The sequence below is a fragment of the Bradyrhizobium shewense genome (genome assembly GCF_900094605.1).
In the GTDB taxonomy this organism is placed as follows: Bacteria; Pseudomonadota; Alphaproteobacteria; order Rhizobiales; family Xanthobacteraceae; genus Bradyrhizobium; species Bradyrhizobium shewense.
In genome coordinates, this window is record NZ_FMAI01000006.1 from 343,317 (window position 1) to 361,227 (window position 17,911).

The following is a 17,911-nucleotide window of genomic DNA, read 5'->3' on the forward strand; positions in this document are numbered from 1 at the left end:
GGAGAAGCCCAATGCGGATGACGCATCTCATGGTCGCCGGCGTGCTCGCGGTGAGCGCAGCGCTGGGCGCCTCGGCACAGGCAAAGAACCCCGACGCCCAAAAGGGCGAGGACAAATCGACCTCGTCGTCCTCGTGCAGCGCCTATCAGCAGGCGCCGGACGGATCGTGGGAACAGCTCCCCTGCAAGGAAGCGGGCGAGCGCGGCCAGCCGCAGACGCAGCATCGATCCCCGTCACGAGGGCCGGATCGCGAGGAACACTGAAGCGTTTCTGGCCCGGCGATCAGCTGTGGGCCGGCCCGCGGATGATCTTCATGGCGTCGGCGATGTGACGCCATTCCTTGGCCTCATCGGCCTCGCCGCGGCCCTCGCAGGCCTGGGCCTGCTCAGCGGCCTTCGCAATCGCAGCAAAACCGTGCCGTTCGAGCATCTGCCGCGCGACGGTGTGGACCTGGACCTCGGACATCATTGGCGCTCTCCCGTCTGACCAGACCGCAGGCCGCATCGCTCCCGCGGTCGTTCACAACGATTGAGGGCGGGACCTCGTTCCGCACCGTCCCTATGGTCCCAAAACAAAGGCGGCCCGCTATGCCCAGCGGACCGCCTTCTCACCCACCCCAAAGTTGGAGCTCGTCGGCCGCGTCCCCTACGCGACCGCCGCTTTCTTGCGCTCGAAGTCGTTGGGCACCTCGATATCGACCTCCAGGGTCGATACGTCGTCGCCACGCTCGAGCCGGACGATGACCTTGGTCGGGTCAAGCGTGACATGCTTGGACACGACGGCGAGAATTTCCTCACGCAGCACCCCGAGCAGATCGGGTTGGCCACGCATTCCGCGTTCATGGGCAAGCAGGATCTGCAGCCGTTCGCGAGCGACGGGTGCAGAGGCCTTTTTGCCGCGGAGAAGCCGAAGCAGACCCATGCTCATGCAGCCCTCCGTCGCAGCAGACGATCCATAAAACGCTTGCGCTCAGTCGGAACCTGCATCGGCACGGTGTCGCCGCACAGCCGGCGCGCCGCGTCGATATAGGCCCGCGCCGGTGCGCCGTCCGCGTTCGACAGCGTCACCGGTGTGCCGACATTGGAGGCCTTCAAAACGTCCTGGCTCTCGGGGATGATGCCGAGCAAGGGCGTTGCGAGGATTTCCAGGATGTCGTCGATGGTCAGCATCTCGCCGCGCGCGGCCCGCGAGGGGTCGTAACGGGTGATGAGAATGTGCTTCTCGACGCGCTCGCCCTTCTCGGCCCGCACCGTCTTGGAATCGAGCATGCCGATGATGCGGTCGGAATCGCGCACCGAAGAGACTTCCGGATTGGTGACGATCACGGCCTCGTCGGCAAAGCGCATCGCCATGGAGGCGCCGCGCTCGATGCCGGCGGGGCTGTCGCAGATCACCCAGTCGAAACGGCTGCGCAGATCGTCGATGACCTTGCCGACGCCCTCTTCCGTCAGCGCATCCTTATCGCGGGTTTGCGAGGCTGGGAGCAGCCAGAGGTTTTCCAGCCGCTTGTCCTTGATCAGCGCCTGCGGCAGCTTTGCAACGCCCTGCACCACGTTGATGAGGTCGAACACGACGCGGCGTTCGGCGCCCATTACGAGGTCGAGGTTGCGCAGGCCGACGTCGAAGTCGACGACGACGACCTTGTCGCCGCGTTGCGCCAGCGCAGCCCCAAGGGCGGCGGTCGTCGTGGTCTTACCGACGCCCCCCTTGCCTGATGTCACGACCAGTACCTTTGCCATTTCTGAAATCTCCTTCTGGTCAGTTCAGCGCGGTAATTCGCATGGTGTTGCCCTGCAGCCAGGCCTGGGCCGGCTTGCCGCGCAGGGCCTCGTCGATATCGTCGGCGGTCTGATAAAACCCATCGATTGCAAGCAGTTCGGCTTCGATCTTCTGGCAATAGATGCGCGCGCTCGTGCGACCGTTCACGCCCGCCATGGCGCGGCCGCGCAGCGCGCCATAGACGTGGATGGAACCGCCGGCGACGACTTCGGCACCCGAGCCGACCGAGCCGAGGATGGTGACGTCGCCTTCGGGAAAGATCACGGTCTGGCCCGAGCGCACGGGCGTCTCTAACAGCAGCGACGTCGGCTTGGCCTCGGCCTTCGTCTCGGTCTTCTTCGGCGCGTTCGGCTCCACCACGCAGCTGCGTCCACCCGAGAGCAGCGGCGGCATCATCGGGGTCAGCCTCGCCTCCTCCACGCCCTCGATGCCGAGCACGCGGATGTTGCGGTCCTGAAGGCTGGTGAGCAGATGGCCGATACCGGACTGGCTGAGATCGACCGAGGACAGGTCGATCACCACGGGCCGGCCGGCAAAGAAGCCCGGCGAGCGCGCAATGGTGGCGTCGATCTCGTGCAGCCAATCCTGCACCGGAACCGTCGGCGTGAACACGAAGGCCACATAGGAACGCCCGCGCAGGCGCACCATTTGGCGTTGAGGTTTGACTGCAGCCTCCATATCGGCCGACTCGTTCCCAGTTATTGAATGGTTAACGATGCGGCGGATTTGGTTAACGGCCGGTTAATTTCTCCGTGGGGTGATTAGCTGGCTGGTCGGCGCTCTGGATCCCGTCATCCTGAGGCGCGAGTGGCGCGATGCAACGCATCGCGCCAGGAGCCTCGAAGGATGCACGGCCGAGCTGCAGCCGGGCCGCCGCCCTTCGAGGGCCGCTGAAGAAGCGGCCGCCTCAGGGTGACGGGACGCAGAGCTGCGCTCGAAATGACGAAGAACAGACGATGCCCGCCCCCTTACTTCTTCACCTTGCTCGCATCCATCTTGATGCTCGTATCCAGCATCTTGGTCGTGAAGGCGGTGGTGACGTCGAACGGCTTCTCCATGCCGAGATAGGTCTGGACCAGTTCATAGTCCTTCTTCATCCGCTCGCCATCGATCCAACCGAGCGATTTCGTCGTGGTGAACTCGTCGGTCATCAGGAACTTGATGCGCTCCCACTGGCGCTCCTGGTTCGCCTGGTCGAGACCGGAGACCTGGTCGAGCAGCGCTTTCAGGCACGGCGCGACGTCGGCGACGCAGGCCGCAAAGGCCTTCTGCGTGACGCGCACGAACTCTTCGACGACCTTCGGATTCTTCTGCAAGTAGGCGCCGTTGACGATCAGCGAATTGCCGTAAGGGTTGAGCCCGATGTCCTTCCAGTTGACGTAGCCGAGGTCTGGCCCGAACTCGATCACCTTCAAATCGTGCTCGTTGTAGAAGTCGCTGATGATGTCGACGGTGTGGCTCTTCAATGCCGCGATTTTCGCGGTCGGCCCGACATTGACGAACCCGACGGCATCGGGCGCAAGCCCTGCAGCCTTGGCAAAAGCCGGCCACATCACGCGCGAGGCATCGCCGGGCGGATTGCCGATCTTGTGGCCGGCGAAATCCTTGACGCCGTTCACGCCGTAGCTCTTCAGCCAGTAGAAGGTTTGCCCGGTATTGGCATAGACGCTCATCACCGCGACGGTGTCGGCGCCCTTGCTCTTGGCCACCAGCATGGTGGCGAGATCCGCGACGCCGAAGGGCGAGCCGCCGGAGCCGACCTTGGCGGCGGAGACCCCCGAGCCCTTGCCGGTCTCGATCGTGAGGTCGATGCCCGCCTTCTCGTACCAGCCCTGCGCCTTGGCATAATAATACGGCGCGTGATCGGCCGTCGGCGTCCAGTTCAGGATCAGATTGACCGCTTCGCCCGCATGCGCGGGCGCCGCAGCTGCACCGAGCATCAGGGTCAAGACCAGGGCCGAACCCGCCGCCTGCAAACGCTTCATCGCATCTCTCCTCGTTGCCGCGACCCGGCTTGTCGCTCTCCCCTTGTGAGGATACCAATGCAACAAGCCTGCCCTCCACTTGTCAACTGTTTGGTTGGAAATGCCCGCAAAACGATCTGGCGACACCGTGCCGCAGCGCCGCGACCCCGTCGCCACCCGCAACAAGCTGCTGACCGCGGCGCGCCTGGAATTTGCCCGGCACGGCTTTGCGGGCGCCCGCGTCGACGAGATTGCCGAGCGCGCGGGCGTCAACAAGCAGCTCGTCTACCATTATTTCGGCGACAAGGACGCGCTCTACCTCGCCGTCCTCGAATGGGTCTACGAGGACATCCGCGAGCAGGAGCGGAAGCTCAATCTCGAGGGCCTGCCGCCGGAGAAAGCGATCCGCAAGCTGATCGAGGCTTCGTTCGACCATCTGGCCGCACACCCTGATTTCATCGTCCTTTTGAACGACGAGAACCGCGGCGGCGCCCGCCACGTCCGCGGCTCGACGCGGCTGGAAGCGATGCACTCCCCGCTGGTGAAGAGCGTCTCCCACATTCTCAACGAGGGGGTCCGCGCGGGCGTGTTCCGCAAGGGCATCGACCCCGTCCAACTCTATATCTCCATTGCGGGCCTCAGCTATTTCTTCTTCTCCAACACGCCGACGCTGTCGGCGATCTTCGGCAAGGATCTGTCGAGCCGCACTGCGCGGCGCGCCCGCCGCCGCCATGTAGCCGATTTGGTACTGCAGTCGCTTCGGCCCTAATCAACCAACTGGTTGAAAGTCTCCCGGAAGGGGGCTAGGCTTGTGACCTGCGGCATCGCGGCCGCGCCAACAGGGAGCAATCGGTGGCAGGAGACAGCGCACGCGCCTCGCGCAGCTTTGCGATCATCCTGATCGTGCACCTCGCCGTGCTCGTGCTCTGGCAGGTCGCGGTCGATGCCTTCCACGTGCCGAAATTCATCCTGCCCTCGCCGCTGGCGACGGTGCAGACGCTGGGAACCGCGAGCTACGCCTGGGGCGCCAACACGCTGGTGACGGCGGTCGAGATCCTCGGCGGCTTCGCGCTCGGCGCCTTTGTCGGCGTCGCGCTCGCCGTGATCTTCAGCTGGGCGCCGCTGCTCAGCCTCGTGCTGCTGCCGCTGTTCGTGACGCTGAACATGATCCCGAAGGTCGCGCTCGGCCCGCTCTTCATCGTCTGGTTCTCCTACGGCATCATCCCGAACATCCTGATCGCCTTCAGCATCTGCTTCTTTCCGATCCTGCTCACCACTGCGCGGGGCCTGCGCGAGGTCGAGCCGGACCTGCTCGATCTCGTCAAATCTCTGCGCGGCTCGCGCTGGACGCTGTTCCGCAAGATCCAGCTGCCGGGATCACTGCCTTACGTGTTCTCCGGCATGAAGGTCGGCGCCATCCTGGCGGTCGCCGGCGCCATCGTCGGCGAGTTCATCGCCTCCGAGCGCGGGCTCGGCTATCTCATGATCCAGGTGCAGTCGGCGCTCGACACGCCCGCGATGGTGATGGCCGTCGTGCTGCTGACGCTGCTCGGGGTCGCTCTCTACGGCCTCGTCCTGATCCTCGAACGCATGTTCGTGGTCGGTGACGCAAGACAAACCTGACACCGGCAGAACCAAGGGACAAATCCATGCTGCTCACCCGCCAGACGCTGCCAAAGACCATCCCCGATATCGCCGCCCTCGACGATGTCCTCTGCCGTCCGACGCAAGCGCTGATCGACGACCTTGCCAAGGTCGAGGGCGACATCATGATCCTCGGCGTCGGCGGTAAGATGGGCCCGACGCTGGCCGGGCTGGCCAAAGCGGCCGCGCCCGATCGCCGGATCATCGGCGTGGCACGCTTCAGCGACGCCAGCGTGAAGGACTGGCTGCACGCGCGCGGGGTCGAAACCATCAATTGCGATCTGATGGACGAGAAAGCAATTGCGGCGCTGCCTAAGGCGCCGAACATCATCTTCATGGCCGGCCGCAAGTTCGGCGCCGAGGGCGATCTGTCGCTGACCTGGGCGATGAACGCGCACGTGCCCGCGCTGGTGGCGCAGGCCTTTCCGTCGTCGCGCATCGTGGCGTTCTCGACCGGCTGCATCTATCCCTTCGTCGCTGTGGACGGCAAAGGCTCGACCGAGGACATGGCGCCGAACCCGCCCGGCGAATACGCCCAGTCCTGCGTCGGCCGCGAGCGCATGTTCGAGTATTTCTCGCACAAATTCGCAACGCCGGGCCGGCTATTCCGTCTCAACTACGCGATCGACATGCGCTATGGCGTGTTGCACGACATCGCGACGAAGGTGCTCAGCGGCACGCCGATCGACGTCAGCCTCGGTCATGTCAATTTCATCTGGCAGGGCGATGCCTCCGCGCAGGCGCTGCGCTGCCTCGCTCACTGCACCGCGCCGACCTCGCCGATCAATGTCAGCGGCCACGAGATTCTGGCGGTGCGCGATCTCGCCCAGAGATTCGGCGCTAGGTTCGGCCGCGCGCCGGTGCTGACAGGCAAGGAAGAGCCGACGGCATGGCTGACCGACACGTCAAAGGCGGTCGAGCTGTTCGGCCTTCCGGTCGTCGACACCGAGCAGTTGATCGCCTGGACCGCCGATTGGGTCTCGCGCGCCATGCCGAGCCTCGGCAAGCCCACCAAATACGAGGTGCGCGATGGCCGTTACTGACGCCCCGCACATCGTCCAGCTCGGCGTCGACGACGCGATCGCGGGGCTGGCGTTGTCGACGGAAGCGCACTGGAACCAGACCGATGAGGACTGGCGCATCTTCCTGCGCGACGGCGTCGTGTTCGGCATTCGCGACGGCATGCGGCTGGTCGCAACCGCAGCACTGCTGCCCTATTCCGGCAACAACGCCTGGATCAGCATGGTGCTGGTATCAGGCACGCATCGCCGCCGTGGCTTTGCCACCCGTCTGGTCGATGCCTGCCTGGAGACGGCGCGTCAGAACGGCCTGACCAGCTGGCTCGATGCCACGCCGGACGGCGCCGCCGTCTACGGACCGCTGGGGTTCACGCCGACCCTGCAATTGCGCCGCCTGAAGCTGTTGAAGCCTGCGCGAGCCGAAGCGCCGCCATCATCATCCGGGACCATCGAAGCGCTTCGTGCGCGGGACCGGCGGGCCACCGGTTTCGACCGGACCGCCCTCCTCTCCGCCTTCGCACAACGTTCCGGCTCGCGCATCGTCGGCGCCAACGGCGCCATCGCGCTGGTTCGCGACGGCCGGACCGCCCGCCATATCGGCCCGTTGTTGGCCGACAATGCCGCGGCAGCTCTGGCGCTCGTTGACGCGATCGTGCGTTCCGAGACGAGCCCGCTCCTGCTCGACGCCGTCGCGTCGCAAGCCGCGTTCCTGGAAGGCTTGACCGCAGTCGGCTGGACCATCGAACGGCCGTTCCAGCGCATGCGGTTCGGCCCCGCCACCGTCACGGGCGAGGAAATGCCATTCGCCGTCGCCGGCCCTGAATTCGGATAGGACATCATGCATCACAGCCAGATCAACAGCGACATCCGCAACCTGATCACTGAGGGCACCGTGATTCCGGCGCATCCGCTCGCGCTCACCGCTGCGCGCCAGCTCGACAAGACGCATCAGCGTGCGCTGACGCGCTATTACATCGACGCCGGCTCCGGCGGCCTTGCCGTCGGCGTGCACACGACGCAGTTCGCGATCCGCGACGTCGGTCTCTACCGTCCGGTGCTCGAGCTCGCCGCCGAGACCGCGGCCAACTGGACCAAGCGACCGCTGGCGATGGTCGCAGGCCTCGCGGGTCCGACAAACCAGGCGGTCACCGAAGCCCGTACCGCGCGCGACATCGGCTATCATGCCGGCCTGCTCAGCCTCGCCGCGATGAAGAGCGCCTCCGAGGACGAGATCATCGCGCACTGCACGGCGGTCGCCGCCGAGATCCCGCTGGTCGGCTTCTATCTTCAGCCGGCCGTCGGCGGCGTCATCCTCTCCACCCGGTTCTGGCAGCGCTTCGCCTCGATCGACAACGTCATCGCGATCAAGATCGCGCCGTTCAACCGCTATCGCACCCTCGACGTCCTGCGCGGCGTCGCGGCCGCGGGCGCGCTCGATCGCGTCGCGCTCTACACCGGCAATGATGACCACATCCTGCTCGATCTGATGCTGCCGTTCGATCTGCGCGACAACGGCGTCAGCACGCGCACCTATTTCAAGGGCGGCTTGCTCGGCCATTGGTCGGTCTGGACCGCGAGTGCGATCAAGCAGTTCGAACGCTGCAAGGCGGCGCGGCACAAGGACAGCGTGCCGGCAGACCTGCTGGCGCTCGATGCCCGCGTCACCGACTGCAACAGCGCTTTCTTCGACGTCGCCAACAATTTCCACGGCTGCATCGCCGGCTGCCATGAAGTGCTGCGGCGCCAGGGGCTGATGCAAGGCCTGTGGTGCCTTGATCCGGACGAGGGCCTCAGCCCCGGTCAGAAAGAAGAGATCGACCGCGTCTATCGCGCGCATGCCGACCTCAGCGACGATGCCTTCGTCGCCGCCAATCGGGACAAGTGGCTGGCATGAGCCCAGACCCCTTCATCAGCCTGCAAGGCGTCCGCAAGGTCTATCGCAGCGGCGGCGCCGAATTCCTGGCGGTGTCCGACGTCACCATGGATGTGCAGGAAGGCGAGCTGGTCTCGTTGGTCGGCCCGTCCGGCTGCGGCAAGACGACGGTGATGAAGATCCTGGCTGGCCTGCATGGCGCCGACGGCGGCACGGTGAAGATCGGCAACGCCAACAGCCCGTTCGATCCGACCCGCGACATTGGCATGGTGTTCCAGCAGGCTTTGCTGCTGAAATGGCGGACGATCCTGGACAACGTACTGCTGCCGGCCGAGATCGTCGGCCTGCCGATGAAGGCGGCGCGCGAGCGGGCGCGCGACCTGCTCAACCTGGTCGGGCTCGCCGGCTTTGAACAGAAATATCCGCAGCAGCTGTCCGGCGGCATGCAGCAGCGCACCGCGATCGCGCGCGCCTTCATTCACGATCCAAAGCTGATCCTGATGGACGAGCCGTTCGGCGCGCTGGACGCGCTGACGCGCGAGCAGATGAATCTGGAGATGTTGCGGATCTGGCGGGAGAGCGGCAAGACCATCATCTTCGTCACGCATTCGATCCAGGAAGCCGTCTTCCTGTCCTCGCATTGTGCTGTGCTGACGGCGGGACCTGCGAAGATGGCCGACTATTTTCCGATCGACCTGCCCTTCCCGCGCGACCTGCCGCTCAAGACGACCGATGCGTTCGGCGCCTACGCAAGGCGGATCTATGCGAAGCTGGGTCTGGGCGCGGTGTAATTCCCCACACGAAAAGTCTCGTAGGGGGGGCAAAGCGGAGCGTGCCCACATTGCACACGGCGCAAAGAACGTGGGCACGGCGCAAGGGCGCCTTTGCCCACCCTACAAGAGCGCGGCGCGATCGCGGCACCGCGCCCTGCTCACAATCAGCTCTTGTTGCGCATCTTGCCGAGCAGGTAGTTGTCGTAGAAGTTCTCCGCGATCTGCGTATAGAACAGCAGTTCCTTCATATACGCGTCGTGGCTTTCCTTGGTCCGCTGGAACAAGTCGCTCTTGGCGGCGAGCTCGTTCAGATGCTCTTGGGTGGCGTTGTAGCAGGCCTCCAGCACCGGTTGCGGGAACGCCTTCAGCTCCGCGCCGTTGGCGATCAGCCGCTTCAGCGCCGCCGGATTCACGCTGTCGTATTTCTCGAGCATCCAGGCGCCGGCCGCCGCGCCGGCCTGGTTGACGATCGCCTGGTACTGCTTGGGCAGCGACGCCCATTTCTCGTCGTTGACGATCATGTGCAGCATCGCGCCGCCTTCCCACCAGCCCGGGAAGTAATAGTACTTGGCGACCTTCTGGAAGCCGAGCTTCTCGTCGTCATAGGGACCGACGAACTCGACCGCGTCGATCGTGCCCTTCTCCAGCGCCGGATAGATGTCGCCGCCTGCGATCTGCTGCGGCACGACGCCGAGCTTGGCCAGCACGTGGCCGCCCATACCGGCGATGCGGAATTTGAGGCCCTTGAGATCGTCGACGGTCTTGATCTCCTTGCGGAACCAGCCGCCCATCTGGGTGCCGGAATTGCCGCAGAGGATGGCGTGCGCCTTGAACGGCTTGAGCGCTTCATTGGTAAGGTCGGCGCCGCCGCCGAAGTGCCACCACGATTCCTGATGGCGGTGGTTCATGCCGAACGGCGCGCCGGTGGCGTAGGCCAGCGCCGGCTCCTTGCCGATGTAGAAATAGAGCGGGGTCTGCGCCATCTCCACCGATGCGGTGCTGACGGCATCGAGCGCCTGCAGGCCCGGAACGATCTCGCCGGCGCCAAAGGTCTGGATCTGGAATTTGTTGTCGGTGGCTTCGGCGACGTATTTCGCAAAAGTCTGCGCCGTGCCGTAGATGGTGTCGAGCGACTTCGGGAAGCTCGACGTCAGGCGCCATTTGATCTCGGGCGCGCTCTGCGCGATCGCAGGTGCGGCAACCAGCGTTGTCGCGCCGGCGACCGCGCCGCCCTTGAGAAATGTACGGCGTTTCATGATGGGGTCTCTCCCTGAACTAAATTTCAGACATGGGCTTGCGGCGACGATCTTCGCGGACCGTTTGCCCGTTCCCAGAGCAGAGTTCAAGATGCGCGAGGAGAAGACCCGTAGCCTGTAGCCCGGATTACGCTACGCTCCATCCGGACTACGAGACTATGAGCTGAAGGGCTTCAGAGCAGCTTGGCGCTGACGAACAGCGCGCGCACGGCGTTGGTTGCCTGCACCGCCAGCATCGCGTTACCCGCTGCGCCTTCCAGAGCCTCGACGGCGTCCTCGTGCAGCGAGCGGAATTCCATCCATTCGACCGACTTGAAGTTGGTGAGGAATTGATAGGCCTGGCCGACGGTCGCGATCGCCAACGTGTCGCCGTTCAACTTGATCTTGAACGTCGTACGCAGCGGGGTCTCGGAACTTGATGGATCACTCATGGGCTGCTTCTGGACGATGACGGCTTAACGAAGGGGAAACGGCAGCCCCGCCGCAGCAGGCGAATATCAGGAGTCGGTGCTGGCGCGCTGCGAGGCAGTCGCAGATCCGCTCAGGCTCGGCACCACGACAAGGCGGTTGAACTCGCCATTGTCGTAAGCCTTGAGGAAGCGATCATAGTCCTTGATCGAGACGCAGCCGTTGGAATCGCCGCGCGGCCCGAGCATGTAATTGTGGGTGAGAAGGCCGACGCGGCCGAGCGCGCTGGTGCCATCGGTGGGCGTCAGGCGCAGCGCGCGGACACCGTGGAACAGCTTTTCGCGCGGCTTCAGGTCGTAGGTTGCGGGTGGGGTCGCGCCGACCATGCGCTGGTCGACATGATTGGGGTCGTCCATCAGCGCGCCCATGCCGGAATGGGCTTCCAGCGCGACGCCGCTCGGCAGGTAGAGCGCCTTGGCCTTGATGTCATAGACCGCCGTCCGCGAATCGTAGCCGAGGGCGGCCAGATCCGGCGCCTTGCCGAACAGGCCGTCGCCGGGCGTCAGCGAGGCCAGCCTGATCTTGTCGGTGAATTTTTCGAAGAAGTTGCGGTTGTCGACCCTTGGGTTGGTCTCGGCATAGGCCTGGCTGGAGGCGATCTGGGCGGAGAGGTCCGCCTGGGTCGGGCGCGAGCGCGGCATCGGGATGGCGTCGGCACGCTGCGAGGGCCTCGTCTCGTCAACCACGTGCCGGTCGTCATCGGTCAGGGTCGAGCGCCAATCGTCGCCTTGGAGCTTCTGGGCGAGCATCGCCTTGGCATCGCGGAGCTTGAGCTGGACCGCACTCAGGGCGGAACGCTCCATCGTCCGCAGGCCGAGCTCGCGGGCGGGCGGGTTGCCGGACGCCGACGCGAAACGGTCCTCGAAAGACGGGCTATTGGCCGGCGGCAGTGCAGCGGTGACCAGCGGGGTCGTGTCGCCGATATCGACAACCCAGGCAGCAGCCCCCAGCGCCAGCGCGACGGCGGCCAGCGACAGCAGAACTCTCTCGGCTCGCCCGACACGGCGGCGCGACAACAGCCTCTCGGCATGTGCTGCGTCGGAAACCATCAGATCCCCAAATCGACCCCCGGGGGGCCCAACCCCCGCCCGGAGACTCTATACCAGCTACCACATTGGGAGCCAAAAGTTAGGCATAATCGCGGCCGGCAAGGCCCTCTAAGGTATCCAATGACCGATCCTTTCGATCTAGAGCGCTTCGTAACGGCCCAGAACCCGGTTTTTCGCGCCGTTCAGGCGGAGCTGGCCCGGGGCCGGAAGCAGACTCACTGGATGTGGTTCATCTTCCCCCAGATCGCCGGCCTCGGCTTCAGCGCCATGTCGCAGCGCTACGCCATCGGCTCCCGCGCCGAGGCGAAGGCCTATCTCGCCCATCCCGTGCTCGGGACGCGCCTGATCGAATGCACCCACCTCGTGCTTGCGGTTCAGGGCCGGAGCATCAACGCCATCCTCGGCGCGCCGGACGATTCCAAATTCCGCTCGTCGATGACGCTGTTCGATGCGGTGTCCGATGAGCCCGTGTTCGGCGAGGCGCTCGCCCGCTATTTCGCAGGCGAGCGCGACGCCGCTACCCTGAAAATCCTTGCCACCCTCGGTCGCTAAGCCAGGCTCGCACCCGCGGCATCCACCAGCGTAAACCCGCGATTAATACGGTCTGTCTATTTTCCGGAGAATATCTTTCTCCCCGCGCCAATTGCCGGACAGATCATGAAAATCGGAACGCTCCTGACCACCGCCATCGTCTCGCTCTCGACCGTGGGTGGCGGCCTCGCCGTCTACGTCGCCGTGACCAAGTACCAGACGATGGAGCGGATCAGCGAGGCGCAAGGCCGCCTGGCGATCGTCCGCGCCGCCAGCGACATCCCGCGCTATCTCAACCCCGAGCGCGGCTTCTCCACCAACATCCTCTACGGCCCCGCCACGATCGACCCTGCGCTGCTCGCCGAACAGAACAAGCTGCGCAAGCAGACCGACGGCGCCCGCGACAGGATGAACGCGCTGCGCAAGGAGCTGCCCGGCTCGTTCGACGACGGCAACAGCATCGGCAGCAACATCGATGGCATCAATGCGAAATTCACCGCCTTGCGCGAGGCCATCGACAAGGCACTCACCGGGCCGGCGGAGGCCCGCAAGGACGCGGCCAAGAAGATCGTCGCCGACAATGCCGTGCTCAACAGCGGCGTGACCGCGCTGCTGAACGAGCAGGTCCGCCGCATGGCGATCCTGAACGGTGATGCCTACCGGCAGGCCAGTTACGCCAACACCGCCATGACGTTGCGCGACGTCGGCGGCTTCAACTCCAGCCTGCACAAGAACCTCGTCGGCGGCAAGAAGCCGGCGACCGACGCCGAGAAGGCCGACATCGGCCGCTCGCAGGGCCGCAACGACCAGCTCGTGATGGCACTGATGGAGTTGCGCGGCAATCCGGCAACGCCAGCGAACGTCGCCACCGCGCTCGAAAAGTTCAATTCGATCTATGTCGAAGAGTTCGGCCGCGAGCTCAAGCTCGTCAAGGACGGCGCGGTCAGCGGCAAGTACGAACACGACATGGACACCTATTACGCCGCCACGCAGCGCGGCCTCAGCACCATCATCGAGGTCCGCGACGCGTTCTACGACAATGCCGAGCAGATCCTCGCCGGCGCCTCCTCGGCCGCGCGCACCAGCTTCACCATCGCGCTCGCAGGCCTTGCCGCCGTCCTGATCGCGAGCGTCGGCCTCATCGTGATGGTTCGCCGCCGCGTCTGCGCGCCGATCGTCAACCTGACGAGCCGGATGTCGCGGCTTGCCGAGGGCGAGGTTGCGGACAGCATCCCGGGCGCCGAGCGCTCCGACGAGATCGGGGCGATGGCTGCCGCCGTCCAGGTCTTCAAGGACAACATGATCCGGGCCGACCGGCTCGCGGCCGAGAAGCAGGCCGAGAACGACGGCAAGATGCGCCGCGCGCAGGCGCTCGACGAGCTCACCCGCGCGTTCGAGGCCAAGGTCACCGAGCTCGTCGGCGGCCTGTCCCGGGCCTCCTCGACCATGGAAAGCACCGCACAGTCGATGACCTCGACGGCGGCCCAGACCAACAGCCAGGCCGCGGTCGTCGCCAAGGCCTCGGAGCAGACCTCGACCAACGTGCAGACCGTCGCCAGCGCCACCGAAGAGCTGACCTCTTCGATCTCCGAGATTGGTCGTCAGGTCGCGCAATCCACCGAGATCGCGGCCCGCGCCGTCGACAACGCCCGCCGCACCGGCGACACCGCACGCACCCTCGCCGAGGGCGCGCAGAAGATCGGCGACGTCGTCACGCTGATCCAGAGCATTGCCGAGCAGACCAATCTTCTCGCGCTGAACGCGACCATCGAGGCCGCCCGCGCCGGTGAGGCCGGCCGCGGCTTTGCCGTGGTCGCCTCCGAGGTGAAATCGCTGGCGGGCCAGACCGCCAAGGCCACCACCGAAATCTCCGAGCAGATCACGGCGATCCAGACCGCGAGCGACGAGACCGTGGCCGCGATCCGCAACGTCGCCGACGTCATCGGCGAGATCGACCAGATCGGCACCGCGATCGCCGCAGCGATCGAGGAACAGGGCTCGGCGACCAAGGAGATCGCCCGCAGCGTCCAGGAGGCCGCCCGCGGCACCCAGGAGGTCAACACCAATATCGCAGGCGTGCAGCGCGCCGCCGATGACACGGGCGCGGCCGCAAGGGAAGTGCTGGGCGCCGCCGAGCAGCTTTCGACGCAGTCGCGCGATCTCGCCGGCCAATTCGACCGCTTCCTCGGCGAGGTCAGGGCGGCGTAGACAAGTTCAGTACGGCGGCGCCTTGCGCGCCCGCTGCGCCTTGGCGGCCTCGATCCACCAGGCGAGATCGTCGGCAAAGCGCGGGAACGAGCGCTCCAAAGCCTTGCCGCCGTCGCCGATCGGCTCGCCGTCGGCCGACAATGTCTGCGCGATCGGGCCGACGCCGATGGTGCTCGACACTACCACCATGCCCATCTCGGAGAGCGTGCCGTGCCAGGCCGTCGCGGCGCGCGCGCCGGACAGCCGGCCGGCCGAATAGCTCACGATCGCGGCCGGACGCCAGAACCACTCTTCGAGGAAGTGGTCGGTGAGATTCTTGAGGCCGGGCTGGATGCCCCAATTGTATTCGCCGGTGACGAAGACGAAGCCGTCGGCGCCGCGGATCTGTCCCGCCAGAATCTCAAGCGCTTCAGGTGCCGAACCCTTCGGATACTCCTTGTACATGCGGTCGAGCATCGGCAGGCCGATCGCCTTGGCGTCGATGAAGGTGACATCGTCGCCGCGCGCGCGCAGCCGATTGATGACAAAATTCGCAAGGCGGATGCCCATGCGGTCGGAACGGTAGGAACCGTAGAGGACGAGGATGCGATTGCTCATGGCCGGACGGTAGCACAAAACCGGCGTCCGGCCCTACTCGATCCGTCAACTATCGCCCGCGTCCGCGCTCCAGCGTTTGCGACGGCGTCTCGCCAAACTGGTCGCGGTAACTTCGGGAGAAGTCGCCGAGATGCCAGAAGCCGAACGCAAGCGCCGCCGCCTTGACGCTGTCGGCGCCGGCGAGCAGCCGCCGGCGCACCAGCCACAGTCGGCGCAGGCGCAAGTAACGGTGCAGGCTCATGCCGCGATAGCGGCGGATGACGTCGTGCATGGTGCGGACGGACAGTCCGAGCTTGCGGGCAATCTCCTCGCTGTAGATCGGCTGCGAGAGGTCATCGGACAGTAGCGCACTGATATCCCGGAACATCCTGAAGCTCCGCTCGTCATTGGGGCGCAGCGTCCAGCGGACCGAAAGGACATCTCCCAACACGTGGTCGACGGCCGCGAGCAGGGATTCCTTCATTGCTCTTGCCTTGACCGGGAGATCTGACGCCTCGACGGGCTCTGAGGCCGCGGCCAGCACCTCACGCACCACACGGCGCAGCCGGTCCAGGCCAGCGGCACTCGTTTCGAAAATCTTGAAGCTCTGGGAAGCTCTGGGCCAGCCGCGGTCCCTCACTTCCGGGCTGAAAACCACTGAGGCGATTTGCCGCTGCACCTCCTCGATGACGGTGTAGGCCGCGCCGCCGCTGCCAATGACCACGACCGGACGTGCACGTTGCGAGCCATTGAAGCGAATGGGGACGTTGAGGTCGTCCATCGTGAAGCCGATCGCAGTGCAATTCCCGACGAGCTGTGCATCAACGACCCGGGGAAACGCGCGCGTCAAATTCACGTCGCACCCGGGCAACGACAGAATTGTCTGCTCAGACGAAATCTTCCGTACGAAAGGCGTGAACTCGAAAGTCAGCCCGCGTATGGAGCTTCGAAATTCGTCGACATCTGAAAAACGAAATGTCTTGAGTGGCAGCCTGGGCACATCATCAATGCTGTTCATGAAAATACGAAACCCGGCGTCGCAATCGACGCGCATTTGGCAACGGTGCCGATCCGCTTCCCCCTTTTTGGTTTCTCGTCGGACCTGAAGAATCAATCCTAACGTGTCCTGATCAATTGGGAAGGGTCCAACTGAAAGGACAAGCCGGGACGTCGAGCCTTGCCGAATTTCGATAGCATTTCCCGAAATGCCGCGGTGCATTAACACCCTGGGATTTAATTCTCAAAATTAAAAATTAACACCTTTGAGGCCCAATAAAGCTCGTTAAATCGTATAGCTATTTTATTTCAGGCCCCTGCCATGATGGCAAATTCGCCTGCTGATATTCTGGTCGAGTTGGAGGATGCGGTCGCAACTTGCCCGCTGGACCGCTGCGCTCGCATCCTCGAAGGCATTTTGCAGCTGCTCACCGGCAGCCGCGACCGGCCTCAGGAATTGCTGGCCAGTGTGGTCGACGGCGTCCTGCTTCGATTGACGGAGCGGGTCGAGGCCAGCGCATTGATTCAACTCGGCGCGGCGCTTGCCGAGCTCAAAGTGGCTCCGCCGAAGACCCTGCAACGTCTTGCCTTACACGACGATCCCGGCGTGGCCTGCCCCGTTCTGTTCAAATCCCAGGCGCTCTCCACGTCCGATCTCGAAACAATCGCGATTTCGAGCGGCGAACCGCAGCAACTCGCGATTGCTGTCCGAGCGCACATCGAACCGCAATTGACCGAGACGCTCATCAAGCGCGGCGGCCGCTCCGTTCACCTTGCGCTGATCAGCAACGCAGGGGCACGGTTCTCCGATGCCGCCTACGTCGCGCTCGTTGAGACGTGCGCAAGCGATGACGAACTCACGAAGGCCCTGGCGCTCAGACCAGGCACGCCAGATCCGGTCCTGCGGAAGTTGCTGCCGGCCTCGCCGGCCCCCAACGCACGTGCGGAGCCAAAGGCTTCCACCGTCTCGTGTCCTCGAGCGGCAGCGCCGATCGTGCCCAAGCTGCCTAGCGCGGCCGCCTATGCAAGCGCACGGCCGGAGATCGTCGCGCTCAACCGCATCGGCAAGCTCAACGATTCCGCGGTGAACCGCTTCGCGATCCGCGGCGAGACCGCCAATTTGTTCACGGCCTTGTCGGTGCTTTCGGGGACCCCCATCGAGATCGTCGAGCACGTCATGACCGACGGCGATTGCGAAGGCCTGGTGATGGCCTGCCGGGCGTCGCGGCTGAACTGGCAGACCACGCTTGCCATCCTGAGCAACCGCAGCGGCACCAGGCTTTCCTTTGCCGAGCGCGAACGCGCACAACACATTTTCGAGACGCTGCTTCTGTCGACCAGTCAGTGGACGGTGCGGTGGGGGGAAATCGCCGCAAGCGTCAAGGAGAGCAGTCGGCGAGATCGCGGCGCAAAAACGGGGGGTAGCCGATGAAGTTCGACGGCCGCAAGGCGGCGCGCGTGCGGATGGACCACAGGCAGGCCGTCAATCTGATGGGCTCTGACGGCACATGGCGGCGCAGCTGCGTTCTGCTCGACGTGTCGCAGACAGGCGCAAAGGTCGAGGTCGAGGGCACGCTGGACGTGCTGCAGGCCAAGGAATTCTTCATGCTGCTGTCGTCGACCGGGCTCGCCTATCGGCGCTGCGAGCTGATCTGGATCGATGGCACCACGGCCGGCATTCACTTCGTCACCGCTGATGGCAAAAAGAAGCCGGCGAGCGCACCCTCGGCCGCTACGCAGACCGTCGCCCGGAGCAAATAGGCCAACAATTCATC

The 17,911-nt window shown here is 64.8% G+C and carries 21 protein-coding genes; 11 read left to right on the top strand and 10 right to left on the bottom strand.

Features of this window, described 5'->3' with window-relative positions; all coding sequences use genetic code 11:
• The first annotated feature begins 11 nt into the window (after positions 1–11).
• Positions 12–263, top strand: coding sequence for a hypothetical protein (locus GA0061098_RS14545; protein WP_091956923.1), 252 nt, complete (start codon positions 12–14; stop codon positions 261–263).
• Between the two features lie 19 nt (positions 264–282).
• Here GA0061098_RS14545 and GA0061098_RS14550 read toward each other — a convergent pair whose 3' ends face one another.
• The 5 genes from GA0061098_RS14550 to GA0061098_RS14570 form a co-directional block, all read right to left on the bottom strand.
• Complete coding sequence (locus GA0061098_RS14550; RefSeq protein ID WP_091956924.1) at positions 283–468, bottom strand: hypothetical protein; 186 nt, start codon at positions 466–468, stop codon at positions 283–285.
• 177 nt (positions 469–645) lie between these two features.
• A complete protein-coding gene (gene minE / locus GA0061098_RS14555) occupies positions 646–927 on the bottom strand; it encodes a cell division topological specificity factor MinE (protein WP_091956925.1) in 282 nt (93 codons plus the stop codon).
• Positions 924–1,739, bottom strand: coding sequence for a septum site-determining protein MinD (minD, locus tag GA0061098_RS14560; RefSeq protein WP_018322943.1), 816 nt, complete (start codon positions 1,737–1,739; stop codon positions 924–926). The genes minE and minD overlap by 4 nt, the downstream gene beginning before the upstream one ends.
• A gap of 19 nt (positions 1,740–1,758) precedes the next feature.
• Positions 1,759–2,457 carry a septum site-determining protein MinC gene (gene minC, locus GA0061098_RS14565; RefSeq protein WP_091956926.1) on the bottom strand — a complete coding sequence of 233 codons (699 nt, stop codon included), beginning with the start codon at positions 2,455–2,457 and terminating at the stop codon, positions 1,759–1,761.
• 290 nt (positions 2,458–2,747) lie between these two features.
• Positions 2,748–3,764 carry an ABC transporter substrate-binding protein gene (locus tag GA0061098_RS14570; RefSeq protein WP_091956927.1) on the bottom strand — a complete coding sequence of 339 codons (1,017 nt, stop codon included), beginning with the start codon at positions 3,762–3,764 and terminating at the stop codon, positions 2,748–2,750.
• Between the two features lie 100 nt (positions 3,765–3,864).
• On the opposite strand from GA0061098_RS14570, the gene GA0061098_RS14575 reads away from it, so the two are divergent.
• The 6 genes from GA0061098_RS14575 to GA0061098_RS14600 all read left to right on the top strand — a co-directional run bounded on the left by GA0061098_RS14575 (position 3,865) and on the right by GA0061098_RS14600 (position 9,070).
• The gene (locus tag GA0061098_RS14575; RefSeq protein ID WP_091956928.1) at positions 3,865–4,512 is read left to right on the top strand and encodes a TetR/AcrR family transcriptional regulator; all 648 of its coding nucleotides are present in this window, start codon (positions 3,865–3,867) and stop codon (positions 4,510–4,512) included.
• An 83-nt stretch (positions 4,513–4,595) separates the two neighbouring features.
• Positions 4,596–5,366: an ABC transporter permease gene (locus GA0061098_RS14580; protein WP_091956929.1), complete on the top strand. Its 771-nt coding sequence runs from the start codon at positions 4,596–4,598 to the stop codon at positions 5,364–5,366.
• 26 nt (positions 5,367–5,392) lie between these two features.
• Positions 5,393–6,430, top strand: a complete 1,038-nt coding sequence (locus GA0061098_RS14585; RefSeq protein WP_091956930.1) for an NAD-dependent epimerase/dehydratase family protein — start codon at positions 5,393–5,395, stop codon at positions 6,428–6,430.
• A complete protein-coding gene (locus GA0061098_RS14590) occupies positions 6,417–7,238 on the top strand; it encodes a GNAT family N-acetyltransferase (protein WP_091956931.1) in 822 nt (273 codons plus the stop codon). Before GA0061098_RS14585 ends, GA0061098_RS14590 begins: the two co-directional genes overlap by 14 nt.
• Before the next feature lie 6 nt (positions 7,239–7,244).
• Positions 7,245–8,300: a dihydrodipicolinate synthase family protein gene (locus GA0061098_RS14595; protein ID WP_091956932.1), complete on the top strand. Its 1,056-nt coding sequence runs from the start codon at positions 7,245–7,247 to the stop codon at positions 8,298–8,300.
• The gene (locus GA0061098_RS14600; RefSeq protein ID WP_201759891.1) at positions 8,297–9,070 is read left to right on the top strand and encodes an ABC transporter ATP-binding protein; all 774 of its coding nucleotides are present in this window, start codon (positions 8,297–8,299) and stop codon (positions 9,068–9,070) included. The genes GA0061098_RS14595 and GA0061098_RS14600 overlap by 4 nt, the downstream gene beginning before the upstream one ends.
• A 146-nt stretch (positions 9,071–9,216) precedes the next feature.
• On the opposite strand, the gene GA0061098_RS14605 is transcribed toward GA0061098_RS14600, so the two are convergent.
• The 3 genes from GA0061098_RS14605 to GA0061098_RS14615 form a co-directional block, all read right to left on the bottom strand.
• Positions 9,217–10,308: a TRAP transporter substrate-binding protein gene (locus tag GA0061098_RS14605; RefSeq protein ID WP_091956934.1), complete on the bottom strand. Its 1,092-nt coding sequence runs from the start codon at positions 10,306–10,308 to the stop codon at positions 9,217–9,219.
• A 173-nt stretch (positions 10,309–10,481) separates the two neighbouring features.
• Positions 10,482–10,739: a hypothetical protein gene (locus GA0061098_RS14610; protein WP_018322933.1), complete on the bottom strand. Its 258-nt coding sequence runs from the start codon at positions 10,737–10,739 to the stop codon at positions 10,482–10,484.
• Between the two features lie 66 nt (positions 10,740–10,805).
• The gene (locus tag GA0061098_RS14615) at positions 10,806–11,756 is read right to left on the bottom strand and encodes a DUF2778 domain-containing protein (protein WP_091956993.1); all 951 of its coding nucleotides are present in this window, start codon (positions 11,754–11,756) and stop codon (positions 10,806–10,808) included.
• A 189-nt stretch (positions 11,757–11,945) separates the two neighbouring features.
• Here GA0061098_RS14615 and GA0061098_RS14620 point away from each other — a divergent pair, with 189 nt between their 5' ends.
• Together GA0061098_RS14620 and GA0061098_RS14625 are read left to right on the top strand one after the other, a co-directional pair.
• Positions 11,946–12,377 carry a DUF1810 domain-containing protein gene (locus tag GA0061098_RS14620; RefSeq protein WP_091956935.1) on the top strand — a complete coding sequence of 144 codons (432 nt, stop codon included), beginning with the start codon at positions 11,946–11,948 and terminating at the stop codon, positions 12,375–12,377.
• A gap of 105 nt (positions 12,378–12,482) precedes the next feature.
• A complete protein-coding gene (locus GA0061098_RS14625; RefSeq protein ID WP_091956936.1) occupies positions 12,483–14,564 on the top strand; it encodes a methyl-accepting chemotaxis protein in 2,082 nt (693 codons plus the stop codon).
• 6 nt (positions 14,565–14,570) lie between these two features.
• Here GA0061098_RS14625 and GA0061098_RS14630 read toward each other — a convergent pair whose 3' ends face one another.
• Positions 14,571–15,161 (bottom strand): NADPH-dependent FMN reductase, encoded by a 591-nt coding sequence (locus GA0061098_RS14630; RefSeq protein WP_091956937.1) that lies wholly within the window; start codon positions 15,159–15,161, stop codon positions 14,571–14,573.
• 49 nt (positions 15,162–15,210) lie between these two features.
• Positions 15,211–16,158: a helix-turn-helix domain-containing protein gene (locus tag GA0061098_RS14635; RefSeq protein WP_091956938.1), complete on the bottom strand. Its 948-nt coding sequence runs from the start codon at positions 16,156–16,158 to the stop codon at positions 15,211–15,213.
• Positions 16,159–16,458: 300 nt separating this feature from the next.
• Between GA0061098_RS14635 and GA0061098_RS14640 the strand changes: the two genes are divergently transcribed.
• Entirely contained in the window at positions 16,459–17,568 is a 1,110-nt protein-coding gene (locus GA0061098_RS14640; protein WP_091956939.1) for a DUF2336 domain-containing protein, read from the top strand.
• Entirely contained in the window at positions 17,565–17,897 is a 333-nt protein-coding gene (locus GA0061098_RS14645) for a PilZ domain-containing protein (protein ID WP_091956940.1), read from the top strand. Before GA0061098_RS14640 ends, GA0061098_RS14645 begins: the two co-directional genes overlap by 4 nt.
• The last annotated feature ends 14 nt before the right edge of the window (positions 17,898–17,911 follow it).

Bases quoted from the DNA above. Each gene is read 5' to 3' on its own strand.
- minC (WP_091956926.1), bottom strand. From the start codon at position 2,457: ATGGAGGCTGCAGTCAAACCTCAACGCCAAATGGTGCGCCTGCGCGGG.
- GA0061098_RS14595 (WP_091956932.1), top strand. From the start codon at position 7,245: ATGCATCACAGCCAGATCAACAGCGACATCCGCAACCTGATCACTGAG.
- GA0061098_RS14600 (WP_201759891.1), top strand. From the start codon at position 8,297: ATGAGCCCAGACCCCTTCATCAGCCTGCAAGGCGTCCGCAAGGTCTAT.
- GA0061098_RS14620 (WP_091956935.1), top strand. From the start codon at position 11,946: ATGACCGATCCTTTCGATCTAGAGCGCTTCGTAACGGCCCAGAACCCG.
- GA0061098_RS14645 (WP_091956940.1), top strand. From the start codon at position 17,565: ATGAAGTTCGACGGCCGCAAGGCGGCGCGCGTGCGGATGGACCACAGG.
- minE (WP_091956925.1), bottom strand. From the start codon at position 927: ATGAGCATGGGTCTGCTTCGGCTTCTCCGCGGCAAAAAGGCCTCTGCA.
- GA0061098_RS14605 (WP_091956934.1), bottom strand. From the start codon at position 10,308: ATGAAACGCCGTACATTTCTCAAGGGCGGCGCGGTCGCCGGCGCGACA.
- GA0061098_RS14635 (WP_091956938.1), bottom strand. From the start codon at position 16,158: ATGAACAGCATTGATGATGTGCCCAGGCTGCCACTCAAGACATTTCGT.
- GA0061098_RS14590 (WP_091956931.1), top strand. From the start codon at position 6,417: ATGGCCGTTACTGACGCCCCGCACATCGTCCAGCTCGGCGTCGACGAC.
- minD (WP_018322943.1), bottom strand. From the start codon at position 1,739: ATGGCAAAGGTACTGGTCGTGACATCAGGCAAGGGGGGCGTCGGTAAG.
- GA0061098_RS14575 (WP_091956928.1), top strand. From the start codon at position 3,865: ATGCCCGCAAAACGATCTGGCGACACCGTGCCGCAGCGCCGCGACCCC.
- GA0061098_RS14570 (WP_091956927.1), bottom strand. From the start codon at position 3,764: ATGAAGCGTTTGCAGGCGGCGGGTTCGGCCCTGGTCTTGACCCTGATG.
- GA0061098_RS14630 (WP_091956937.1), bottom strand. From the start codon at position 15,161: ATGAGCAATCGCATCCTCGTCCTCTACGGTTCCTACCGTTCCGACCGC.
- GA0061098_RS14610 (WP_018322933.1), bottom strand. From the start codon at position 10,739: ATGAGTGATCCATCAAGTTCCGAGACCCCGCTGCGTACGACGTTCAAG.
- GA0061098_RS14550 (WP_091956924.1), bottom strand. From the start codon at position 468: ATGATGTCCGAGGTCCAGGTCCACACCGTCGCGCGGCAGATGCTCGAA.
- GA0061098_RS14585 (WP_091956930.1), top strand. From the start codon at position 5,393: ATGCTGCTCACCCGCCAGACGCTGCCAAAGACCATCCCCGATATCGCC.
- GA0061098_RS14640 (WP_091956939.1), top strand. From the start codon at position 16,459: ATGATGGCAAATTCGCCTGCTGATATTCTGGTCGAGTTGGAGGATGCG.
- GA0061098_RS14625 (WP_091956936.1), top strand. From the start codon at position 12,483: ATGAAAATCGGAACGCTCCTGACCACCGCCATCGTCTCGCTCTCGACC.
- GA0061098_RS14545 (WP_091956923.1), top strand. From the start codon at position 12: ATGCGGATGACGCATCTCATGGTCGCCGGCGTGCTCGCGGTGAGCGCA.